We start from the raw sequence: 19,281 nt of genomic DNA on the forward strand, positions 1-19,281 counted from the left end.
TTTACAAGCCAGCGAGGAAAGTCTTCAAGAATCAACCGCTTGCTGCGCAGCCAGCGAGTGTACCGGCGAGGTTGTAAAACATACCGACACTTACGCCAGCGCCTCCGCCGGCAGCTCCTCGTCGCCACGGGCCTGTTGGCGCTCCCACATCTGGGCATACATGCCGCCTGTGGCCAGCAACGCCTGGTGGGTGCCCCGTTCGACAATGCGGCCGTGGTCCATGACGAGGATCTGGTGGGCATCGGCGATCGTGGAGAGGCGGTGCGCAATCACCATCGTCGTGCGGTTCTTTGCGATGTCCTTCAATTGCGCCTGGATCGCCTGCTCCGACTTCGAGTCGAGCGCCGATGTCGCTTCGTCGAAGATCAGGATGGCGGGGTTTTTCAGCAGCGTACGGGCGATGGCCACGCGCTGCTTCTCGCCGCCCGACAGCTTCAGCCCCCGCTCGCCCACCATGGACGCATAGCCGTCCGGCAGGCTCTCGATGAATTCATGGATCGACGCCGCCCTGGCCGCCGCCACGATCTCTTCCTGCGTGGCGCCCGGCTTGCCGTAGCCGATGTTGTAGGCGATGGTGTCGTTGAACAGGACCGTATCCTGCGGGACGATGCCGATCGCGTGGCGCAGCGAGTCCTGCGTTACGGCGCGCAGGTCCTGGCCGTCGATCGTGATGGCGCCCTTGTCCACTTCGTAGAAGCGGTACAGCAGGCGTGACAGGGTCGACTTGCCCGAGCCGCTGTGACCCACCACGGCCGTCGTCGTCCCGGCGGGAATAGTAAAGTCGACGTCGAACAGGATCTGGCGCTTCGATTCGTAGCTGAAGTCGACGTGGTTGAACCTCACCAGCGCGCCCTGCGTCTGCAGCGGGCGGGCATCGGGCGCATCGGCGATCTCGCGGTTCTGGTCCAGCAGCGCGAACAGGCGCTCCATATCGGCCAGGCTTTGCTTGATCTCGCGGTAGATCACGCCGAGGAAGTTCAGCGGGATATACAGCTGGATCATGAACGAGTTGACCAGCACCAGGTCGCCCAGGGTCATCTTGCCGTCGATGACGCCCTGCGTGGCTCGCCACAGGATCAGCGTGACGGCCGTGGCGATGATGGCCGACTGGCCCGTGTTCAGCAGCGACAGCGACGTCTGCGACTTCACGGCCGCCGTCTCGTAATGCTTCAGCCCTTCGTCGTAACGGCGCGCCTCGTATTCCTCGTTGCCGAAATACTTGACCGTCTCGTAGTTCAGCAGCGAGTCGATCGCCTTGGTATTGGCCTTCGAATCGAGGTCGTTCATCGTGCGGCGGAAGTGCGTGCGCCAGTTCGTCACCAGCACCGTAAATGTGATGTACAGCACCAGCGCACCGCACGTGATGACGGAGAACCAGATGTCGTAGTGCGTCACCAGGTAGCCAAGCACCAGCGTGATCTCGACGAGCGTCGGCAGGATATTGAACAGCGTGTACGAGATGAGCGAACCGACGCCACGCGTGCCCCGCTCGATATCGCGCGTCATGCCACCGGTCTGCCGGTTCAGGTGGAAGCGCAGCGACAGCGCGTGCAGGTGGCGGAAAACCTTCAGAGCAATGGTGCGCACGGCGCGCTGCGTCACGCGGGCAAACAGGAACTCGCGCAGTTCCGTGAAGACGGTAGTCGACAGCCGCAAGGCGCCATAGGCCACCAGCAATCCAAGAGGAAGCATCAGCAGCGCCTGCGGGTCGCCCGGCTTGATCGTCAGCGCGTCCACCAAGTGTTTCAGGACGACGGGAACGCCGACATTGGCCAGTTTGGCGCCCACCAGTGCCGCCAGCGCGGCGCCCACGCGCCATTTGTAGACCCACAGGTAGGGCAACAGTGTTTTCAGGGTAGCAAAATCACCGCGGCTGTTGGCGGATGGCGTGGCAGGGATGTCGGGATGGGCTGAACGGCGCATGGCTGGCTGTGGGCTGGCGGCGTGCCTTCAGGCTGGCCGGCGCGCCGTGGTTTACAATTTGGCCCATTGTAGCCCCAGAAGAGATTTCATGATGACCACGCCCCAAGCCACCTCCGTTCCACCGCAGCACAACGGCCTGCCTGTCGGCAAAATGCCCGAGCTGCGTGTGATGCCCGCCCCCGCCGACGCGAACGTGTACGGCGACGTGTTCGGCGGCTGGATCATGGCCCAGGTCGACATCGCCGGCTCGCTGCCGGCCACCAGGCGCGCCAACGGCCGTGTCGCCACGATTGCCGTCAACTCGTTTGTCTTCAAAAACCCCGTGTTTGTCGGCGACCTGCTGTCGTTCTACGCCGATATCGTCAAGGTCGGCAATACCTCGATCACCGTCAACGTGGAGGTCTATGCGGAGCGCAACCGCCTCCAGGCCGACATCGTCAAGGTGACCGAAGCCACCCTTACCTACGTGGCCACGGGCCCGGACCGCAAGCCGCGTCCCGTGCCGCCGATCGAATCGCTGCTGCACAAATAGGCATGGATGACGGCCGCCGGCTGTTGCTGCTGACGGGCACCCGTGTCGCGGGTCTGGCGGCATTGGCCGCCGCCGTGCCGACGATCTTCGCGGCGCCCCGCAACAGCCCCTATCCGTTCACCCTCGGCGTCGCTTCCGGTGCGCCGCTGCCCGACTCGATTGTCCTGTGGACGCGCATCCTGTACGACCCGCTCGATGCCGGCACCACGCCGCCCGTCGCCATGACCGTGCGCTGGGAGGTGGCGGAAGACGAAGCGTTCCGGCGCATCGCCGCGCAGGGCAGCGCCAACGCCCTGCCCGCGCTGGCCCACAGCGTGCATGTGGACGTGCGCGGCCTGCGGCCGGGCCGCTGGTACTGGTACCGTTTTATCCTGGGTGACGCTGTCAGCCCGACGGGGCGCACGCGCACGGCGCCAGCACCCGGCAGCATGCCGGACACGCTGAAGCTGGCCGTCGCCTCCTGCCAGCACTGGGAATTCGGCGCGTATGCGGCGCACCGCCATATCGCGAAAGCCGCGCCGGATCTCGTCGCCTTTTTGGGCGACTACATCTACGAATGGGGCGCATACAGTACAACGCACCCGGAGCGCGCCGTCCGGCGTGACGAAAGTTTTACGCTGGCGCAGTACCGGGCCCGCTACGCCCACTATAAAACCGACCGCGACCTGCAGGCGGCGCACCTGGCTGCACCCTGGATCATGACGTGGGACGACCACGAGGTGGCGAACGACTATGGCGCCCTGCGCGACGAGCTGCTGTCGCCCGACTTCGCCGCGCGCCGCGCCGCCGCCTACCAGGCTTACTGCGAGCACCAGCCGATCCGTTTCGATGCGCGCAGTTTCGCCACGGTGCGTATGCATGGCCGCTACGACTGGGGCAGGCTGGCGCGCTTCCACGTGCTGGACAACCGCCAGTACCGCTCGCCGCAAGCGTGCCCGCGGCCGGGCCGCGGCGGCTCCAGCTCCGTCTACCGCAATGCCTGCGCGATGCTGGCGGACGACCAGCGGACCATGCTGGGCACCGAACAGGAACGCTGGTTGAAAGACGGCCTGCGCACGTCGCCGGCGCGCTGGAATATCCTGGCGCAGCAGACACTGATGGCGCAGTCGTCGCAGGTGGAGATCCGCCGCGTCAGCGACGGCCGCTTCTGGACCGATGGCTGGGACGGTTACCCGGCCGCGCGCCAACGGCTGCTCGATGCGCTCGCGTCGAGCCGCGCCGCCAATCCGGTCGTGCTGTCGGGCGACGTGCACACGTTTTATGCGGCCGAACTGCGGCGCGATCCCACGCAGCCGGGACGGCCCCGCAATCCCGTCGTGGCGACCGAATTCTGCGGCACGTCGATCACGTCGAACTCGCGTCCGCAACAGCGCACCGCGCAATACGTCGCCATGAACCCGCACATCAAGTATGGCCGCAGCGACCGGCGCGGTTATATGCTGATGGAACTGACGCCGGCGCGCACCACCGTGCTGTTCCAGGGGCTGGACAATGTGCGCGATCCGGCCAGCGGCGTGTCGACGCTGGCACGGTTCGCGCTGGAAGCCGGGGCGCCGCGCGTCATCCGGGACATCTGAACGGCGTTTACGGCACGATGACGACCTTGCCCGTCACCTTGCGCGCCGCCATGTCGTTCAGCGCCTGCGCCGTCTGCTCCAGCCGATAGCGTGCCGATACGTGGGGCCGTACTTTACCTTCGGCCATCCACCCCATCAGCTGGCGCATCGCCTTGGCGTTGGCGGCCGGTTCACGCTTGGCGAACTCGCCCCAGAACACGCCGACCACCGACGCGCCCTTCAGCAGCATCAGGTTGAACGGCAGTTTTGGAATCTCGCCATTGGCAAAGCCGATCACGAGATAGCGGCCGCGCCAGCCGATCGAGCGGAACGCGGGCTCCGCATACTCGCCGCCGACCGGGTCGTAGATGACGTCCGGCCCCTTGCCGTCGGTCGCCGCCTTGATCGCTTCGCGCAGGTCTTGCTTGCTGTAGTCGATCGTCACGTCGGCACCGTGCTCGCGGCAGACCGCCAGCTTTTCGTCGCTCGATGCCGCCGCGATGACGCGTGCGCCCAGCGCCTTGCCGATCTCGATGGCGGCCAGGCCGACACCGCCGGCCGCGCCCAGCACCAGCATCGTCTCACCCGGCTGCAAGGCTGCACGGTCGACAACGGCGTGGTGCGACGTGCCGTACGTCAGCGTGACGGCAGCCGCCGTATCGAAATCCATCCCCGGCGGCATCGGCATGATGGCCTGCTGCGGCACCACGACCTGCTGGGCAAACGCGCCGCTGGCCGTGAACGCAATCACGCGGTCGCCCGGCTTCACCGCCGTGACGCCGTCGCCGACTGCGCTGACGACGCCGGACAGTTCACTGCCCGGCGTGAACGGCAGCTCGGGCTTGAACTGGTACTTGCCCTGGATGATCAGCACATCCGGAAAATTGACGCCGGCCGCCTTGACGTCGATCGCGACCTGGCCGGGGCCGGGTGTCACGTCCGGCAGCTCTTCCACGACCAGGGTTTCGGGCAGGCCCCATGCCTTGCATACGACAGCTTTCATCTTGTCTCCTTATTCTCTGTTGTCAGAACCCGCAGGTCAGAACCACTCGTCCTGCATATCCAGCGCGGTGGTGTCGAGGTCAGCCAGCAGCGCCAGCCGCGGCGCCACCGTCGGCAGCTCCCAGCGGTAAAAATACCGGCACGCCTGCAGTTTGCCGCGATAGAAGTTGCGCTCGTCGTCCGTGCCCGCATTCGCCAATGCCGCCGTGGCCACCAGCGCCTGCTCCAGCCACATCCACGCGATCACGGTATGGCCCACGGCTTCCAGATACGCGCTGGCGTTGGCAAGCGTCTTGTTCATGTCGCCGGCGGCGTACAGCACCTGCGTCACCTCCAGGATGCGCGTCCAGACCTGGCTCAGTTGTTCCGCGTAGGCTTGCAGCTCCGTGCCGGCCGCCTTGTCCACGGTGCGCAGCACTTCCTCGCCCATGGCGCGCAACAGCGCCCCACCCTGGATCGTGACCTTACGGCCCAGCAGGTCGAGGCCATGAATGCCGTGCGTGCCTTCGTGGATGGCATTCAGGCGGTTGTCCCGATAGAACTGCTCGACGTTGTATTCGCGCGTATAACCGTAGCCGCCATGGACCTGGATGGCGAGGCTGTTCGCCTCCAGGCACCACTGCGCCGGCCACGACTTCGTGATCGGCGTCAGGAAATCGAGCAGCATGCCGGCCCGCTCGCGCGCCGCCTCGTCCGGCGCGGTACGCTGCTCGTCGACGAGGCGAGCCGAATACAGCACCAGCGCCAGCGCGCCTTCCGTGTACGCCTTCTGCGCCAGCAGCATGCGCCGCACATCCGTGTGCTCGACGATCGGCAACTGCGGCTGCGCCGGGTCCTTCTGCGCCGGATGGCGGCCCTGCAGGCGGGTGCGCGCATAGTCGAGGGCATGCAGGTAGCCCGTCACGCCGAGCACCGTCGCACCCATGCCGACGCCGATGCGGGCCTCGTTCATCATGTGGAACATGTTCGCCAGCCCCATATGCTGCTGGCCGACGAGGTAGCCGATGGCGCCCGCGCGCCCGTCGGGCAGGTATTTGCCTTCGCCGAAGTTGAGCAGGCAGTTGGTCGTGCCGCGGTTGCCCATCTTGTGGTTCAGGCCCGCCAGCACGACGTCGTTGCGCGCGCCCGGCCTGCCGTCGGCGTCCAGCACGAACTTCGGCACGATGAACAGCGAAATCCCCTTCACACCGGGGATCGCCCGCCCTTCTGCATCCGGAATTTTCGCCAGCACCAGGTGGACGATGTTACCGGCCAGTTCATGCTCGCCGCCGGATATCCACATCTTGTTGCCGAACAGGCGGTACTGCCGTTCGCCATCCGGCCCTGCGACGGGATCCGGCACGGCACGCGTCGTGATGTCCGACAGGCTCGATCCCGCCTGCGGCTCGGACAGGCACATCGTGCCGAAGAATTCGCCGGCCAGCATCGGCTTGACGAAGCGTTCGACCTGGCGCGGCGTGGCCGTCTTCAGCAGCGTGTTCGCATTCCCCAACGTGAGCAGCAGGTAAGCCGACGTCGCCACGTTCGCCGCCATGCACCATGCCGACACGGCTTTCTCGACGGCGCATGGCAACTGCATGCCGCCGTATTCGTAATCCTGCGCCGCGGCCAGCAGACCCGCTTCGCAGTACGCGTCCAGCGCCGCCTGCACTTCCGGGATGAGCACCACCTTGCCGTCGACGACATGTGGCTCGTTCTGGTCGTTCTTTTTATTGTGGGTTGCAAACAGGTCGGTGGCGATGCGTTGGGCCGTGTCGAGCGCCGCATCGAACGTTTCGCGAGAGTGGTCGGCAAAGCGGGGCCGCGCCGTCAGGCTCGTCACATCGAGCCATTCGTACAGCAGGAACGCCAGGTCGCGGCGGGACAGGATCGTCGATGGCATCAGGCTTCCTTCGGTGCGGCGCGGGCGCCAGGAAAGGATTTACGGGTCAGGTGCAGCATCTTCTTCAGGTACGTGCGCACCGGCAGATAACACTTCATCAGATAGGTCTTGCGGTCGTCCGCATGGGGCAGCACGAGGAACTGGTTACTCTGCACGGCATTGAAAATGCTGTCGGCCACGCCGGACGCCGTGATGCGGCCCTTGCGCAGCAGCCGCTGCACGGCGGCCGCCGCTTTCGGGTCGGTGGTGCGCAGCGACTCGGCCAGATTGGTCTGGAAGAACGAAGGACACACCACCGACACGCCGACATTGTCGTTCGCCAGCTCAAGGTACAGGGTCTCGGAAAACGCCACGACCGCCGCCTTGCTGGCGTTATAGCTGCCCATGCCGGGCGGGTGCACCAGTCCCGCCATCGACGCGATGTTGACGATGTGGCCGCGGCGCTGTGCCCGCAGCAGCGGCGCGAACGCCTGGCAGCCGCGCACGACGCCCAGCAGATTGATGTTCAGGATCCACTGCCACTGCTCGATGGGCTCCGCGTTGACCACGCCTGCCGTGGCGACGCCGGCGTTGTTGACGACGATGTCCACGCCGCCCCACTCCACGACCAGGCGCTGCGCGGCCGCGTGCAGATCGTCGCTCTGCGTCACGTCGCAGTGCAGGTACAGTGCCGTGCCGCCGGCCTGGCCGATCTCCGCCGCGACAGCGGTACCGCGTTCGTCGTGCAGGTCGGCAATGCAGACGCGGGCACCCGCGCGCGCCCAGCGCAGGGCGATTTCGCGGCCCAGGCCCGAAGCGCCGCCGGTGATGAAAATCCTGTCGCTCATGCCGTCTCTCTCCTTGTTGTGCCGTAGCCCAGCCGCTTCAGCTCCAGTTTCGCAATCAGCGTCTTGTGGACTTCGTCCGGCCCGTCCGCCAGCCGGATCGAACGCGCCTGGATGAAGAAGGCGGACAGCGGGGTGTCGTCCGACAGTCCGGCGCCGCCGTGGATCTGGATCGCCATGTCGCACACCTGCTGCAGCACGTTCGGTGCCACGACCTTGATGAGGGAAATCTCCTTCATCGCTTTCGCCGCCCCCACGGTATCGATTTTCCACGCCGCGTGCAATGTCAGCAGGCGCGCCTGGTCGATGGCGATGCGCGCTTCGGCCAGCCGCTCGGCATTCCCGCCCAGCTCCATCAGCGGCTTGCCGAACGCAATGCGCTGCATGCCGCGATGGACCATCAGCTCCAGCGCCGCCTCGGCCGCGCCGATGCAGCGCATGGCGTGGTGGATGCGGCCCGGCCCCAGGCGCCCCTGCGCGATCTCGAAGCCGCGACCGGGACCGGCGACGACGGCCGACAGCGGCAGCCGGACGTTCTCGAAGGCGATCTCGCCGTGGCCGTGCGGTTCGTCGTAAAAGCCGAATACAGGCAGCATACGCTCGATCGTGACACCCGGGGTGTCTACCGGCACCAGCACCATCGAATGCTGCTCGTGGCGCCCCCTGGCCGCGTCGGGCGTGTGCGCCATGACGACGAGGATCTTCGTATGCGGGTCGCCGATGCCGCTGGACCACCACTTGCGTCCATTCAGCACGATCTCGTCGCCATCGACGACGGCGGTAGCGCGCATATTGGTCGCATCGGACGACGCCACGTCCGGCTCCGTCATGCAGAAGGCCGAGCGGATTTCGCCCGCCAGCAGCGGCGCCAGCCAGCGCGCCTTCTGCTCCGCGGAGCCGTATTTGAACAGCAGTTCCATATTGCCGCTGTCGGGCGCATTGCAGTTGAAGACGGTGGGCGCCAGCAGGCTGCGGCCCGATTCCTCGGCAATGGGTGCGTACTCCAGCACCGACAAGCCGGCGCCCGCCTCGGCATCGGGCAGGAACATATTCCACAGGCCCTGGGCGCGCGCCTTGCGCTTGAGTTCATCGAGCGTTGCCGGCACCTGCCAGCGCGTCCAGTCGGCGCCATGGTTGGCTTGCCGGATGCCGGCCCAGAACGCGGGCTCCACGGGCGCGATCTCGTCGCGCATGAATGCCCGGACGCGGGCCAGGTAATCGGCCGCCCGGGCGCTGGGTTCGAAGTCCATTTTCCGCTCCTCGCTCTGCTGTTGTCGCAACCGAGTCTAGTGCAGTTGCCCATTAAATCAAATTGACGTATTTTTATGGAGGTCATCAATCCCATTTATGGGCGCAGCGAAAGGAAGTGCATGCGTTTCGACGTCAACCTGCTGAAAGTGCTGGAATCGATCTACGCCAACGGCGGCATCACGGGCGCGGCCAACGCGCTGCACCTGACGCAGCCGGCGATCACGCATTCGCTGAACCGCCTGCGCCAGATGTTCGACGATCCGCTGTTCGTCCGGCAGGGCAACCGCATGGTGCCGACGTTCAAGACGCGCACCCTGATGCCCAGGATCCAGTTCCACCTGAGCGGCCTGCGCGCGGCGGTGGAAGCGGCGGGCGAATTCGATCCGGCCCAGGTGGACGCGGTGTTCACGGTGGGGTTTCGGGACGTGCTGGAGTCGAGCATGCTGCCCACGCTGGTGCGCCACATCACGGCGCAGGCGCCGAAAGTAAAGCTGATCAGCCGGCGCGTGCCGCGCGAGGACGTCGACCGCCAGCTGGTATCCGGCGCCATCGACCTCGTCATCGACCGCAGCACGCATACGGACAGCCGCATCAACAGCGCGTTCCTGGCGCACGAAACCATGGTGGTGGTGCTGCGGGCGGATCACCCGCTGGCCGCGGGGACACTGCGCACGCGCGAGTTCCTGGCGGCGAAGCATGTGTCGGTGGTGTCGCACGGCGGCCCGGACCCGCTCGACCAGCTGCTGCTGGAAGGCGGCAAGGCGCGCGATATCGGCATGGTCTGCCAACATTACTTTTCGGCCTGCCAGGTGGTGGCAGGCAGCGACTGGCTGCTGGTCGCGCCCGCAGGCTACGCCAATGCGATGGCGGCACTGCTGCCGATCGCCGTGCGGCCGCTGCCGATACGGTTAAAACCGCTGCGGATCGAGATGTACTGGCACGCGGCGCTGGACGAGGATCCCGGCCAGCGCTGGTTACGGGGGCTGATCGCGGAAGCGTACCGCGAGGGATGACGTCGGATTTTAAGCGGCGCGCTTCTCATCGCGCAGCTGGCGCCGCAGGATCTTGCCGACGTTCGTCTTCGGCAGCTCGTCGCGGAACTCGATGTACTTCGGCTTCTTGTACGCCGTCAGCTCGTGCTTGCAGAAGTCCAGCACCTGCTCGGCCGTCAGGTTCGGATCCTTGCGCACGATGAACAGTTTTACGGCTTCGCCGGAGTTCTTATCCGGCACGCCGATGCAGGCGCATTCCAGCACGCCCGGATGGGCGGCGACGACGCCTTCCACTTCGTTCGGATAGACGTTGAAGCCGGAGACGATGATCATGTCCTTCTTGCGGTCGACGATGCGGGTGTAGCCCCGTTCGTCCATGATGCCCACGTCGCCCGTCTTGAAGTAGCCATCGGGCGTCATCGATTTCGCCGTCTCGTCCGGGCGCTGCCAGTAGCCGGCCATCACCTGCGGGCCGCGGATAGCGATCTCGCCGGCCACGCCCAGCGGGACTTCGTTGCCGTCGTCGTCGAGGATACACACGTCGGTCGACGGGATCGGCAGGCCGATCGTGCCGGTGAATTCCTTGATGTCGATGCGGTTGGCGGTGGCCACCGGCGACGTTTCCGACATGCCGTAGCCTTCGATGATCGGCGTGCCCGTCACTTTCAGCCAGCGGTCCGCCACGGCCTGCTGCACGGCCATGCCGCCGCCGTTACACAGCTTGTAGCTGGAGAAATCGAGCTTGTGGAAGTCCGGATTGTTCAGGAGCGCGTTGTACAGCGTGTTCACGGCCGGGAACACGGTGACCTTGTACTTGGCCAGTTCCTTCACAAAACCGGGGATGTCGCGCGGGTTCGGGATCAGCACGTTCAGGCCGCCCGTGCGCATGCTCATGAAGGCGCTGATCGTCAGCGAATAGATGTGGTACAGCGGCAGCGCGCAGACGAACACCAGTTGCTCCGCCTGCGGCTTCATCTGCAGCCATGCTTCGTTCTGCAGCACGTTGGCGACGACATTGCGGTGCAGGAGCATCGCCCCCTTCGACACGCCCGTCGTGCCGCCTGTGTACTGCAGGAAGGCGATGTCGTCGTGGCCCGTCTTGACCGGCGAGAGCGTCATCCGGCTGCCTTCGGCCAGCACCTGCTTGAACGAGACGGCATTCGGCAGCGAATAGGCCGGCACCATCTTCTTCACGTGGCGCACGACGAGGTTGACGACACTCCCCTTGATCCCGCCCAGCAGGTCGCCCATCGTGGCGACGACGACGTGCTTGACGGGGGTGTTCGGCAGCACTTCCTGCACCGTGGTGGCGAAGTTTTCCAGCACGACGATCGCTTCCGAGCCAGAGTCCTTCAGCTGGTGTTCCAGTTCGCGCGGCGTGTACAGGGGATTGACGTTGACGACCGTGTAGCCGGCGCGCAGGATGCCCGCCATCGCCACCGGATACTGCAGCACGTTCGGCAGCATGATCGCCACGCGCGCGCCCGGCTTGAGGCCCTTGCTCTGCAGCCAGGCACCGAACTTCTGCGACATCTGGTCCACCTGCCCATAGGTCAGGAACTTGTCCATGCACACGCAGGCGTTCTTGTCCGCGTACTTCCGGAACGAATCCTCCAGCAGGTGCGTCACCGAGCGGTACTGCGTGCTGTCGATTTCAGCCGGTACGCCCTCGGGGTAGGATTTCAACCAGATTTTTTCCATTCGATGCCTCTTCTTTCATGTATCTGCGGCAGCTTCAATAAAAAGCCGCCTGACCGGCAGGCGGCTTGGCCTGCGGTCAGGTATTTTATGCTGCCTTCTTGGCGCCGGCGATCGTCTCGTCGCGCAGCGCCCGACGCAGGATCTTGCCGACATTGGTTTTCGGGAGTTCGTCGCGGAACTCGATATATTTCGGCTTCTTGTAACCTGTCAGGTTTTCCTTGCAATAAGCCATCAGCGTCTCGACCGTCAGATCCGGGTCGCGCCGCACGACAAACAGTTTGACGGCCTCGCCCGAATGTTCGTCCGGTACGCCGATACAGGCGCATTCCAGTACGCCCGGGTGGGCCGCCGCCACCGCTTCCACCTCGTTCGGATACACGTTGAAACCGGAAACGAGGATCATGTCCTTCTTGCGGTCGACGATTTTGACATATCCCCGCTCGTCCATGATCCCCACGTCGCCCGATTTGAAGTAACCGTCGGGTGTCATGACCTTTGCCGTTTCGTCCGGCCGGTTCCAGTAGCCCTTCATGACCTGCGGCCCGCGGATGCCGATCTCGCCGGGCTGACCCAGCGGCACTTCCTTGCCGTCGTCGTCCAGGATGGCGATTTCCGTCGACGGCACCGGCAGGCCAATGGTGCCGGAGAACGCCGTGCTGTCGGCCCGGTTGCACGTCGCCACCGGCGACGTCTCGGACAGGCCATAGCCTTCGATGATCGCGACGCCCGTCGCGGCCAGCCATTTGTCGTTGACGGCCTGCTGCACGGCCATGCCGCCGCCGTTGGCGATTTTCAGGCCGGAAAAGTCCAGGTGTCGGAAATCGGGATGGCTGACGAGTGCGTTGTACAGCGTGTTCACGGCCGGCAGCATATTGAACTTGTATTTCGACAGTTCGCGGATCAGGCCGGGGATGTCGCGCGGGTTGGGAATCAGGATATTGAGCGCGCCCACGCGCATGCCCCACATGGCGCACGCCGTCAGCGCGAAGATGTGATACAGCGGCAGCGCGCAGACGATCGAGATCTCGTCGCTGACGGGCTCCTTCTTCAACCCCGGCTGCGACCACGCTTCGGATTGCAGCACGTTGGCGATGATGTTCCGGTGCGTCAGCGTGGCGCCCTTGGCCACGCCGGTAGTGCCGCCCGTGTATTGCAAAAAGGCGATGTCGTCCTGCCCCAGCTCGACAGGTGTCAGCTTCATGGCGGACGCGTGGTTCAGCGCGGCACGGAAGCGCACGGCGTTGGGCAGCGAATAGGCCGGCACCATCTTCTTGACGTTGCGCACGACGAAGTTGACGATCGCGCCCTTCAGACCACCCAGCATCTCGCCCATGCTGGCCACGATGATGTGCTTGACGGCCGTGCGCGCCAGTACCTGCTCGAGCGTGTGGCCGAAGTTTTCCAGGATGACGATGGCCTCGGCGCCGGAATCGGTCAGCTGGTGCTCCAGCTCGCGCGGCGTGTACAGGGGATTGACGTTGACGACGGTGTAGCCGGCACGCAGCACGGCGGCGATCGCAATCGGATACTGCAGCACGTTCGGCATCATCAGCGCCACGCGCGCGCCCGGTTTCATGCCGCGGCTTTGCAGCCAGGCGCCCAGGCGCTTCGAGTAGGCATCCAGTTCTCCGTACGTGAGGAATTTGTCCATGCAGACAAACGCCTTGCGCGCGGCGTACTTCTGGAACGACTCTTCCAGAAGATGTGCCAGCGAGCGGTATTGAGAAAGATCGATGTCGGCAGGAACGCCGGGCGGGTAAGACTTCAACCAGATTTTATCCATGCTGTGCCTCTTGTCTCGATATTATCGTTGGGAGGTCGTCCGCCCTGCGCGCGCTCGGTCCGGCCGGTACCGCATGGCCGATCCAGGCACCTGCCGTGGCATTGCGAGCCTGTCCTTATTGTAGGCGCCGGCAGCACAGCACCGGCGTGAATTTGCCTGTCAGCGGCAGCGTCCAGAAAAAAGAACGCTCGTACTATCTGCCAGCTAAGATGCTATCGGCACGCCGTCGGCGATGCAAGCGCTTTTTATGTAAGGACCGGGCCGTTCGAGCCGGTTCGCATCGCGCGGTGCAGCAATCAGCGCCCGCCAACCGTGTCGGGCTGCTTCTCGGCCAGCACGGTTGGCGTCGGCTGTGCCATCTGCTCACCGAGCTGGACAAGACGCTCATGGCGTTCGACGGAAGGCAGATTGCTCATGCGCTGCACCGCAGCATAGAAATGTGGGAAGTCTTTTTCCTTTGCCAGCAAGGCGCGGAAGCCTGGCAACAGGTCGTTATAGGTCGCAACGGCTGCCAGATGGGCGTTGGTCAGCTTTTCCGAGAAGAAGCGGTCATAGCCGGCGTAGCCGCCCCAGTTCGCTTTCAGGACTTTGTACTCGTCGTGCAGGGCCGTAAAGATGCGCGCCTTTTCCTCGCGTTTCTTCTTCACGCTCAGCTTGCTGGCATACAGGTCGGACAGCATCTGCCGGTGCTTGACGAGCAGCGCCAGGAAATCCTTGCGACGACCGCTGTAGCGCAGATAGGCTTCGCGCATTGCCTCGTTGCCATACAGCTCCAGCCAGCGCTCGACACCGGCCTCTTCAACGGACGTGGCGAACGCCTCATTGAAGCGCGAGTCGCCGGCAATGTAGACGACCTGATGCGCCAGCTCGTGGAACACCATGCGCGCCAGTTCGGCATCGGAATAATTGATAAAGGTAGACAGCAGCGGATCGCTGAACCAGCCCAGTGTCGAGTACGCGGGCACGCCGCCCACCTGCACGTCGTCGCCTTCGACGCGCAGCTCCTCGGCATAGGCCATCGCGTCTTCCTTGTTGTAGTAGCCGCGGTAGGCCACGCAACCGGCAATGGGGAAGCACCACTGGATGGGACGCAGCGACAGCTCTGGCGTCGCAACGACATTCCACAATACGAAGGGACGGTTCAGGGCTGCGTAATTTTTATAGCTGGCGTTATCGGGTAAGCCCAGTTCCTTGACGGCGAAACGGCGGATAAACAGCGCCTTCTCCAGGCGCGCGCGCAGCTTGGGATCGGTGGCCGGATCGCCCAGCCAGTCGTCGACGGAACGCGACTCGGACCACAGCGAATACTGGCCCTGCGCCGCCTGGAAGTAATACTTGAACTGCGCGCAACCTGCCAGCATTGCCGCGCAAGAAAGCCCCGCCACGAGGTATCGGGCACGTGTATTCAAAAAGGCAAACTTGCGCATACATCGGACTCACAGGGCTTTCTCCACCTGAACGAGTGTATCGTAAAATGTCGGCGCACGGCCCATGTCGGTCAGTCGCTGGCTCGTCACTTCATTGGCATTCTTGCCATCCCGCGCCAGTTTCTTCCACCAGATCGACAGGCCCACGACCAGCCCTCTGCGGGCCTTTTCGGTGACCCGGGCCTTGCACACGAACGAGCCACGATCGTTGAAGATACGCACCATTTCGCCGTGGTTGATACCACGTGTTGCCGCATCGTCAGGGTGAATATCGAGCTGCGGTTCGCCCTCCGTGGCGCGCAGGCTTTGTACATTGACAAAAGTCGAGTTCAAGAAGTTGCGCGCTGGCGGAGATATCATCGCAAGCGGGTATTTTGCTGCGAGATCGGGGGTACTTGCTGCAGATTCGTAGTTTTCAATGTAGGCGGGAAGGGGGTCCAGACCGTCCGCTTCCATGCTCGCCGAAAAGAATTCACATTTTCCCGAAGGTGTGGGGAAATTGCCGCAGGCAAATGGTGCTTCGGGCATGTTCAGCTTCTGCCACCCTTTCCGGCGTAGCGCCTCCCAGTCGAAATGCATGGCACGAACGTCATCGGTGCGGAACGCCTTTGCTGCCAGTTCGTCGTCGGTCTCCACAAAGCATGGATCGTCAAAGCCCATGCGTTGGGCCAGCAGGCGGAAGATCTCCGTGTTCGGTTTCGCTTCGCCCAGCGGCGCGATGGCCGGGTTGTTTGCCATCATGTACAGGTGGCCATAGGCCAGGTGCGCATCCGTGTGTTCCAGCTGCGTGGTGGCCGGCAGCACGATATCGGCGTAATCCACGCTATCCGTCTGGAACTGCTCCAGCACCACTGTAAACAGATCATCGCGGGCAAAGCCGGCCGCCACTTTGGACGAGTCCGGCGCAATCGCCAGCGGGTTGGCGTTGTAGACGATGACGGCCTCGACTTTCGGTCCGAATGCAGCCGACGCCGGGCGCAATAAATCGTCGCCGATCGTCGTCATGTTGATCGTGCGCGGCAGCTTTTTCAGCAGATCGGGCCGTTGCAGGGCGGCGCGGTTGGCGGGGAAGGAGCCGGACGTCGACAGCTGGATGCCCCCGGCCGCGTGGCGCCACGCGCCCACCAGCGCCGGCAGGCAGGCGATGTTGCGCACGGCCATGCCGCCACCGCGCACGCGCTGCACGCCGTAGTTGACGCGGATCGCGGCCGGTTCGCCTGCCTTCGCCGTCTGGCCGTACAGACGCGCCAGTTCCAGCACCTCGTCGACGGTAATGCCGCAGACCTCGGCGGTACGCTGGGGTGTCCACTCGGCCGCCCGTTCCTTCAGCTGCGCATAGCCCAAGGTGTACTGGTCGACGTAGTCCTGGTCGATCAGGTTTTCCGCGATCAGCACGTGCATCATGCCCAGTGCCAGCGCCGCGTCCGTCCCGGGCAGCAGCGCGATGTGCATATGGCATTTCTCGGCCGTCAGCGAACGGTAGGGATCAATGGCGATCAACCGGGCACCGCGCCGCTTGGCTTCCTGCACGCGCATCCAGAAGTGCAGGTTCGACGCGATCGGATTGCCGCCCCAGATGACGATCAGCTTCGCGTTCTGGAACTGCTCCATGTCCGTGCCGATGGAGGCGCCGATCGTATACTTGTACCCGGTGGCGCCGGCCATCGCGCAGATGGTGCGGTCCAGCAGCGACGCGCCGACGCGGTTGAAGAAGCGGGACGACATCGACTCGCCTTGCAGCAGGCCCATCGTACCGCAGTAGCTGTACGGCAGGATGGCTTCGGGACGCTCTTCGGCCAGTGGCTTCAGGCGCGCGGCAATCGTGTCCAGCGCCTCGTCCCAGCTGATGCGCTCGAATTTTCCTTCGCCCTTGGCGCCCACGCGGCGCAGCGGATACAGCAGGCGGTCGGGAGAATACGTGCGTTCGGCATAGCGCGACACTTTCGTGCACAGCACACCGGCCGTGGTGGGATGGTCGGGATCGCCCTTGATCTCGGTGGCGATGCCGTTCTCGACGGTGACAAGGATGGCGCAGGTATCGGGGCAGTCGTGCGGGCAGGCGGCACGAACTTGTGTGGTGGTCATGGAATGAGGACAGATGTTGCGGGCAAGCCTCTATCGTAAACCATTCGGCGCAACATGGCTGCGATGGCTACGGCTGGCCTCCCCCGCCCTCAAGGGCTACAATGAAGCCACCGCTGCTGGCGACATGCCTTGACCCGAGGCGCATGAGAAAACTGGAGAGCCAGATGAAACTCGTCGAACCCATTATTGCGTTCCAATCCGAGCTGCAGCAGATCCGGCGCGATCTGCATGCCCATCCTGAACTATGCTACGAGGAAGTACGGACGTCCGACGCCGTCGCGGCCAGACTGACCGAGTGGGGCATCCCCGTCGTGCGTGGTCTGGGCCTGACAGGCGTTGTCGGCATCATCAAGAACGGCAGCTCGAACCGTGCCATCGGCCTGCGCGCCGACATGGACGCGCTGCCCATGCAGGAAGTGAACACTTTCGCGCACGCCTCGCGCCATCCCGGCAAGATGCACGCCTGCGGGCATGACGGCCACACGGCCATGCTGCTGGGTGCGGCGTATCACCTGGCGCGCCAGCGCGATTTCGACGGCACTGTCTACCTGATCTTCCAGCCCGCCGAGGAAGGCGGCGCCGGCGCCCGCCGCATGATCGAAGATGGCCTGTTCGACCGTTTCCCGATGGACGCGATCTATGGCATGCACAACTGGCCCGGCTACGCGGCCGGCACGATGAACGTCTGTACGGGCCCGATGATGGCGTCGTCCAACGAATTCCACGTGACCGTGCGCGGCAAAGGCGCCCATGCGGCGCAGCCGCACAACGGCATCGATCCCGTCATGATTGCCGTGCAGATCGCGCAGGCGTGGCAGACAATCATTACCCGCAACAAGAGCCCGCTCGATACGGCCGTGCTGTCGATCACGCAGATCCATGCGGGCAGTGCCACCAACGTCATTCCCGACACGGCCGAACTGGTCGGCACGGTGCGCACGTTCACGACCCCGGTCCTCGACCTGATCGAGCGGCGCATGGGGCAGCTGGCCGAAGGCATCGCGGCCGGGTTTGACGCGGAAGTGGACTTCACGTTCAAGCGCAACTATCCACCGCTCGTCAATCACGCGACGGAAACGGCCTTTGCCGTGGACGTGATGAAGGAAGTCGTGGGCATGGACCGCGTCAATGCCAATGTCGAGCCGACGATGGGCGCCGAGGACTTCGCCTTCTTCTTGCAGGAAAAGCCGGGCTGCTACATCTTCATCGGCAACGGCGAAGGCGAGCACCGCGATGGTGGCCACGGCCTCGGCCCCTGCGTGCTGCACAACGGCAGCTACGACTTCAACGACAACCTGCTGCCCGTTGGCGCCAGCTTCTGGGTGCGGCTGGTGGAACGGGCACTGCCGCTGCGCTGATCAGTTGGGCAACCGGTCGGGCGCGTCGCCCACGCGCAGGCCGGGATTCAGGCGCTCCAACGCCAGCAGCGCGGCCGCATGGTCGGCTTGCGGATACACATCGCGGATCGACTCGTAGCGCTCCGTCACCAGGCTGGTGACGGGCAGCGCCACCCCGGCTGCCGCCGCCGCGGCGAGGATGTTGTACATGTCCTTCAGTTGCGTCGTCACCTGGCCGCCAGGCATGAAGTTTCGCTCCAGCATGCGCTGACCGTGCACTTCTAGGATACGGCTTTCGGCAAAGCCACCGCGGATCGCGGCACGCACGGCGGCAGGGTCGGCCCCGGCCGCCTGTGCCAGCAACAACGCCTCCGCCACGATATTGATCGTGCCGCCGACGATCAACTGGTTACACAGCTTGGCCACCTGGCCCGCGCCGGCAGGGCCGACGTGGGTCAATCGTCCCATCGCCGCCAGCACCGGACGGGCCTGTTCGACGTCCGCCTCCTCTCCCCGGCCATGATCGCCAAGGTACCCGCCTGGGCGCCGCCGACGCCGCCCGACACGGGTGCGTCGACGAACCGGCAACCGGCCGCCTGCAGCCTGGTATTGAAATCCTGCGCTTCACCCTGGCGCGTCGAGCTCATGTCGATCCACAGCGCGCCAGGGCGCAGTGCCGGCAATGCGCTGCCGATCACTTCTCCGACCACCGGCCCGGATTCCAGCATGGAGATGACGATATCGGCGTCGCGCACGGCATCGGCCAGCAGCGGGACCGGCACGGCGCCGCTGTCGGCCAGGGCCTCGGCCTTGTTGACGGTACGGTTCCATGCGTGGATGGCCAGGCCAGCCGCGCGCAGCCGGCGGACCATCGGGTTACCCATCAGCCCTATACCGAGAAAAGCGATTTTCGAAAACAATGGCACTCTTTGCACTCCATGGATCGTTGATTGTCACGATTCTAACAACTACGGCACGGGCGGAAG

General features: G+C 64.6%; 13 protein-coding genes and 1 pseudogene. 4 read left to right on the top strand and 10 right to left on the bottom strand.

From position 1 onward, the window contains the following. Positions 1–90: 90 nt before the first annotated feature. Entirely contained in the window at positions 91–1,923 is a 1,833-nt protein-coding gene (locus E1742_RS14715; RefSeq protein ID WP_134385658.1) for an ABCB family ABC transporter ATP-binding protein/permease, read from the bottom strand. Positions 1,924–2,014: 91 nt separating this feature from the next. Between E1742_RS14715 and E1742_RS14720 the strand changes: the two genes are divergently transcribed. Both E1742_RS14720 and E1742_RS14725 read left to right on the top strand, forming a co-directional pair. Continuing rightward, positions 2,015–2,455 carry an acyl-CoA thioesterase gene (locus E1742_RS14720; RefSeq protein WP_134388181.1) on the top strand — a complete coding sequence of 147 codons (441 nt, stop codon included), beginning with the start codon at positions 2,015–2,017 and terminating at the stop codon, positions 2,453–2,455. A gap of 2 nt (positions 2,456–2,457) precedes the next feature. Then, positions 2,458–4,032, top strand: a complete 1,575-nt coding sequence (locus E1742_RS14725) for an alkaline phosphatase D family protein (protein ID WP_134385659.1) — start codon at positions 2,458–2,460, stop codon at positions 4,030–4,032. Between the two features lie 7 nt (positions 4,033–4,039). On the opposite strand, the gene E1742_RS14730 is transcribed toward E1742_RS14725, so the two are convergent. The 4 genes from E1742_RS14730 to E1742_RS14745 are packed head-to-tail and all read right to left on the bottom strand — an operon-like array spanning position 4,040 to position 8,969. Further along, a complete protein-coding gene (locus E1742_RS14730; RefSeq protein ID WP_134385660.1) occupies positions 4,040–5,014 on the bottom strand; it encodes an NADPH:quinone oxidoreductase family protein in 975 nt (324 codons plus the stop codon). Between the two features lie 36 nt (positions 5,015–5,050). Beyond that, a complete protein-coding gene (locus E1742_RS14735; RefSeq protein ID WP_134385661.1) occupies positions 5,051–6,895 on the bottom strand; it encodes an acyl-CoA dehydrogenase in 1,845 nt (614 codons plus the stop codon). Further along, positions 6,895–7,722 carry an SDR family oxidoreductase gene (locus E1742_RS14740; RefSeq protein ID WP_134385662.1) on the bottom strand — a complete coding sequence of 276 codons (828 nt, stop codon included), beginning with the start codon at positions 7,720–7,722 and terminating at the stop codon, positions 6,895–6,897. Before E1742_RS14740 ends, E1742_RS14735 begins: the two co-directional genes overlap by 1 nt. Beyond that, the gene (locus tag E1742_RS14745; RefSeq protein WP_134385663.1) at positions 7,719–8,969 is read right to left on the bottom strand and encodes an acyl-CoA dehydrogenase family protein; all 1,251 of its coding nucleotides are present in this window, start codon (positions 8,967–8,969) and stop codon (positions 7,719–7,721) included. Before E1742_RS14745 ends, E1742_RS14740 begins: the two co-directional genes overlap by 4 nt. Positions 8,970–9,089: 120 nt before the next feature. On the opposite strand from E1742_RS14745, the gene E1742_RS14750 reads away from it, so the two are divergent. Further along, a complete protein-coding gene (locus E1742_RS14750) occupies positions 9,090–9,983 on the top strand; it encodes a LysR family transcriptional regulator (RefSeq protein WP_134385664.1) in 894 nt (297 codons plus the stop codon). 9 nt (positions 9,984–9,992) lie between these two features. On the opposite strand, the gene E1742_RS14755 is transcribed toward E1742_RS14750, so the two are convergent. From E1742_RS14755 to E1742_RS14770, 4 genes are all read right to left on the bottom strand, one after another. Then, positions 9,993–11,663, bottom strand: a complete 1,671-nt coding sequence (locus tag E1742_RS14755; RefSeq protein WP_134385665.1) for a long-chain fatty acid--CoA ligase — start codon at positions 11,661–11,663, stop codon at positions 9,993–9,995. Between the two features lie 85 nt (positions 11,664–11,748). Beyond that, positions 11,749–13,446: a long-chain fatty acid--CoA ligase gene (locus E1742_RS14760; protein ID WP_134385666.1), complete on the bottom strand. Its 1,698-nt coding sequence runs from the start codon at positions 13,444–13,446 to the stop codon at positions 11,749–11,751. A 296-nt stretch (positions 13,447–13,742) separates the two neighbouring features. After that, entirely contained in the window at positions 13,743–14,807 is a 1,065-nt protein-coding gene (locus E1742_RS14765) for an aminopeptidase (protein ID WP_134385667.1), read from the bottom strand. A 75-nt stretch (positions 14,808–14,882) separates the two neighbouring features. Further along, complete coding sequence (locus E1742_RS14770; protein ID WP_134385668.1) at positions 14,883–16,958, bottom strand: molybdopterin-containing oxidoreductase family protein; 2,076 nt, start codon at positions 16,956–16,958, stop codon at positions 14,883–14,885. 164 nt (positions 16,959–17,122) lie between these two features. Between E1742_RS14770 and E1742_RS14775 the strand changes: the two genes are divergently transcribed. Then, the gene (locus E1742_RS14775; protein ID WP_134385669.1) at positions 17,123–18,316 is read left to right on the top strand and encodes a M20 aminoacylase family protein; all 1,194 of its coding nucleotides are present in this window, start codon (positions 17,123–17,125) and stop codon (positions 18,314–18,316) included. Here the strand turns inward: E1742_RS14775 and E1742_RS14780 are convergent. Then, a pseudogene (locus tag E1742_RS14780) lies at positions 18,317–19,167 on the bottom strand (NAD(P)-dependent oxidoreductase). Between the last annotated feature and the right edge of the window lie 114 nt (positions 19,168–19,281).

The sequence above is a fragment of the Pseudoduganella plicata genome, assembly GCF_004421005.1.
Classification (GTDB): domain Bacteria; phylum Pseudomonadota; class Gammaproteobacteria; order Burkholderiales; family Burkholderiaceae_D; genus Rugamonas; species Rugamonas plicata.

Coding starts and splice junctions, on each gene's coding strand:
- E1742_RS14715 (WP_134385658.1), bottom strand. CDS start 1,923: ATGCGCCGTTCAGCCCATCCCGACATCCCTGCCACGCCATCCGCCAAC.
- E1742_RS14720 (WP_134388181.1), top strand. CDS start 2,015: ATGACCACGCCCCAAGCCACCTCCGTTCCACCGCAGCACAACGGCCTG.
- E1742_RS14725 (WP_134385659.1), top strand. CDS start 2,458: ATGGATGACGGCCGCCGGCTGTTGCTGCTGACGGGCACCCGTGTCGCG.
- E1742_RS14730 (WP_134385660.1), bottom strand. CDS start 5,014: ATGAAAGCTGTCGTATGCAAGGCATGGGGCCTGCCCGAAACCCTGGTC.
- E1742_RS14735 (WP_134385661.1), bottom strand. CDS start 6,895: ATGCCATCGACGATCCTGTCCCGCCGCGACCTGGCGTTCCTGCTGTAC.
- E1742_RS14740 (WP_134385662.1), bottom strand. CDS start 7,722: ATGAGCGACAGGATTTTCATCACCGGCGGCGCTTCGGGCCTGGGCCGC.
- E1742_RS14745 (WP_134385663.1), bottom strand. CDS start 8,969: ATGGACTTCGAACCCAGCGCCCGGGCGGCCGATTACCTGGCCCGCGTC.
- E1742_RS14750 (WP_134385664.1), top strand. CDS start 9,090: ATGCGTTTCGACGTCAACCTGCTGAAAGTGCTGGAATCGATCTACGCC.
- E1742_RS14755 (WP_134385665.1), bottom strand. CDS start 11,663: ATGGAAAAAATCTGGTTGAAATCCTACCCCGAGGGCGTACCGGCTGAA.
- E1742_RS14760 (WP_134385666.1), bottom strand. CDS start 13,446: ATGGATAAAATCTGGTTGAAGTCTTACCCGCCCGGCGTTCCTGCCGAC.
- E1742_RS14765 (WP_134385667.1), bottom strand. CDS start 14,807: ATGCTGGCAGGTTGCGCGCAGTTCAAGTATTACTTCCAGGCGGCGCAG.
- E1742_RS14770 (WP_134385668.1), bottom strand. CDS start 16,958: ATGACCACCACACAAGTTCGTGCCGCCTGCCCGCACGACTGCCCCGAT.
- E1742_RS14775 (WP_134385669.1), top strand. CDS start 17,123: ATGAAACTCGTCGAACCCATTATTGCGTTCCAATCCGAGCTGCAGCAG.